The organism is Phytoactinopolyspora endophytica (assembly GCF_004138495.1).
Lineage (GTDB): Bacteria > Actinomycetota > Actinomycetes > Jiangellales > Jiangellaceae > Phytoactinopolyspora > Phytoactinopolyspora endophytica.
The window spans coordinates 40,386-43,163 of sequence record NZ_ML142876.1 but is presented as its reverse complement, the minus strand read 5'-3'; the positions used below and the strand labels follow the sequence as shown (position 1 = coordinate 43,163).

The 2,778-nt window shown below is 65.7% G+C and carries 3 protein-coding genes and 1 pseudogene; 2 read left to right on the top strand and 2 right to left on the bottom strand.

The window, feature by feature from the left end:
* Positions 1–387 (bottom strand): annotated as a pseudogene (locus ELR45_RS39955) (sialidase family protein); the annotation flags it as partial.
* A gap of 520 nt (positions 388–907) precedes the next feature.
* Between ELR45_RS39955 and ELR45_RS32355 the strand changes: the two are divergent.
* Positions 908–1,198, top strand: a complete 291-nt coding sequence (locus ELR45_RS32355) for a hypothetical protein (protein WP_165368297.1) — start codon at positions 908–910, stop codon at positions 1,196–1,198.
* Here the strand turns inward: ELR45_RS32355 and ELR45_RS32350 are convergent.
* A complete protein-coding gene (locus tag ELR45_RS32350; RefSeq protein ID WP_129669953.1) occupies positions 1,188–2,360 on the bottom strand; it encodes a citrate/2-methylcitrate synthase in 1,173 nt (390 codons plus the stop codon). The genes ELR45_RS32355 and ELR45_RS32350 overlap by 11 nt on opposite strands.
* A gap of 40 nt (positions 2,361–2,400) precedes the next feature.
* Between ELR45_RS32350 and ELR45_RS32345 the strand changes: the two genes are divergently transcribed.
* A partial coding sequence (locus tag ELR45_RS32345) for a helix-turn-helix domain-containing protein (protein ID WP_205857706.1) occupies positions 2,401–2,778 on the top strand: 378 nt, incomplete at its 3' end.

The window sequence follows — 2,778 nt, the reverse complement described above, 5'->3', positions numbered from 1 at the left end:
GCCTGTCTCCTGGTCGACGACCGGCGCCGGGTTGCCCCGGGTGTCGCCGCCGCCCTCGATGACGACCTCCAGCGGTTCCCAGGTCTGGCCGCCGTCGTGGGACCTGCGTACGATGAGGTCGATATCGCCATGGTCGCCGCAGTCCTCGACCCGCCCCTCGGCGAAGGCCAGCAGTGTCCCGTCTGCCGCCGTCAGGATGACGGGGATGCGGAAACAGGTGTAGCCATGGGTGCCGCGTTCGAAGACGGCCTGCTCGTCGAAGAGCGGCTCTTCCTGCGGACGTACGTTGTTCGGTTGTTCCTGGTGTGTGCTGGTGGTTGCGTGGGCTTGGCCGATGGTCATCATCAGAGCCAGACCCGCCGCGCTCGCTATCCAACGAGCACTCATTGACTCGCCTCCCGGTCACAGCGTCGTCGAGTTGACCGTGCGTTCCCCGTTGTTGAGTTATCAGATATCTGATAGATACGCCGTGTCAAGGGTTACCAGCCGGTTAATTTCAGGCCTTGGTGATTTCCGCCGGGTTCGGGCTCGGCGTCATCGACGGCCTGTGACGGTTGCGACCAGCGGAGTTGCGATCAGCGGAGGGGGCTGAGGCATGAGACCTGGTTGCCGCTCAGCCATGACGAGTGCCGGGCCTTCATCGGCCGGGTCGCGGGGACGGCCGCACCGGTACCTCTCGTTCTGTACAACCCGCCACACGCGAAGACGCAGGTGACGTCTGAATTGCTGGGAGCCATGCGGGCCGAGGCGCCGACCCTCGCCGGCGTAAAGATGGCGGGCGGCGATGACGAATGGTATTCGAGGATGCGGCAGCATGCGCCCGGGTGCTCGTTGTTCGTCGCCGGTCACCACCTGGCCACCGGCCTGCGCCTGGGCGCGCATGGGAGCTACTCGAACATCCGCGGCGATGATGCCGGCCGGTGCCGTCGCCTGGTACGAGCTGATGCAGGCTGACATGCCAAGGGCATTGGATGTGGAGCGCAGGATCGGCGAGCTCTTCGACCTTCACGTCGCCCCGCTGCAGGCCAGCGGTCTGTCGAATCCGGCACTGGACAAGTTCCTGGCGGCGATGGGTGGTTGGGCCGGCGTGGGCACGCGGGTCCGCTGGCCGTATCGGAGCGCTCCGTCGTCGGCCGTTGACCAGGCACGCCGCGACGCCCGTGCCGTTCTCCCTGAGCTGTTGCCGGCTACCGGTTGAGGTCATCCTGGCTGGGCACGGGCTGTGGCGGCGTCGGGCCAACGTAGCGGGCCGACGGACGGATGATCTTCCCTGCTGCAGCCTCCTCGAGAACGTTCGCGCACCACCCCACAGTGCGGCTGACCGCGAATGTCGGCGTGAACATCGACCGTGGAATGCCGCACTGCTCCATGACCACGCCCGCGTAGAATTCCACGTTCGCATACAAGCTCCGTCCCGGCTTCAGTTCGGCCAGGATCTCGACGACGCGGCGTTCTACCTCGACGGCGAACTCGACAAGGTTGCCGCCGAGTGCGAGGGCGATCTCGCGGAGCATCCGCGCCCGCGGGTCCTCCGTGCGGTAGACGGCGTGCCCGAATCCCATGATCCGGTCTCCGGACTCGACACGTGATCTGATCCAGCTGTCGATGCGGTCCGGAGTACCTATGGCGTCGATGCTGTCCAGCGCACGGTCCGGGGCGCCGCCATGCAGTGGACCGGAGAACGCACCCAGCGCCGCGACGACGGCCGCCACCATGTCCGCTCCCGACGACGCCACCACTCGCGCGGTGAACGTTGACGCGTTGAACCCGTGGTCGGCCGTGGCGGAGAGGTAACGCTCAATGGCAGTCGCACGTTCTGGTGACGGCACTTCGCCGGTGACCATGTACAGCCAGTTCGCGGCCGTTGGCAGGTCGTCGCGCGGATCGAGCGGATCCCGACCTGTCCGGAGCCGATGAAGGGCGGCGAGGATGGTGGGCGTCACGGCACAGACGAACATGGCGTCGCGCTTGCGGTCTCCCGGGCCGAGGTCCCACGACGGCGTCATGTTGCGTGCGGAGGCCATGAAGGACAACGCTGTGCGCAGCGCCGTCAGTGGAGTGAACCGATCACCGGTTCGAGCGATGGCCGGCAGCACCGAACGCAGATCGCGCGGGAGCGCTCGCATCGGCGCCAAGTCGGCGAAGAAGCGGGCTCGTTCTTCGGGGGTGGGAAGCCGACCCTCGAGAAACAGGAAACATACGTCCTCGAACGACCTGGTCTGCGCTAGATCGATGGCCGAGTACTGCCGGTAGTGGAAGAACCCTTCGTGTCCGCGCACGTCGCCGATCTCCGTACTGGTCACAGCGACGTTCCGAAGTCCCGGTGGGACGTCGATCAATCCGTTCGGCTGCGTTGTCATGTCGCACCTCCTCTGTCTCGCTACTCTTGATGGAACATCAATGATCGTCAACATTGATCCAGTCAATATTTCAGAGAAGGTGCTGGTCATGGCGCCAGAGGCGGAAGAGCATTACCTGACTACGGCGGAAGTTGCCGGCCGGTTGAGCGTGAAGCCGGAGACGGTGTACGCCTACGTCAGCCGGGGGCTGCTACGCAGCGTTCGTGTGAAAGGGGGCCGCGGAAGTCTGTTCCCTGCCTCTGAGGTCGAGGAGCTGGCCGAGCGCGGCCGCGAAGGCCGCCCGCCGTCGGGCGTCGTCGAACGGATCAGTACCGCGGTCGCCTTGCTTGAAGGCGACGAGCTCTATTATCGCGGGCACAAGGCAACCGACGTGGCTACGACGAGGTCTCCCGAATGGGTGGCGGAGCTGCTCTGGCGG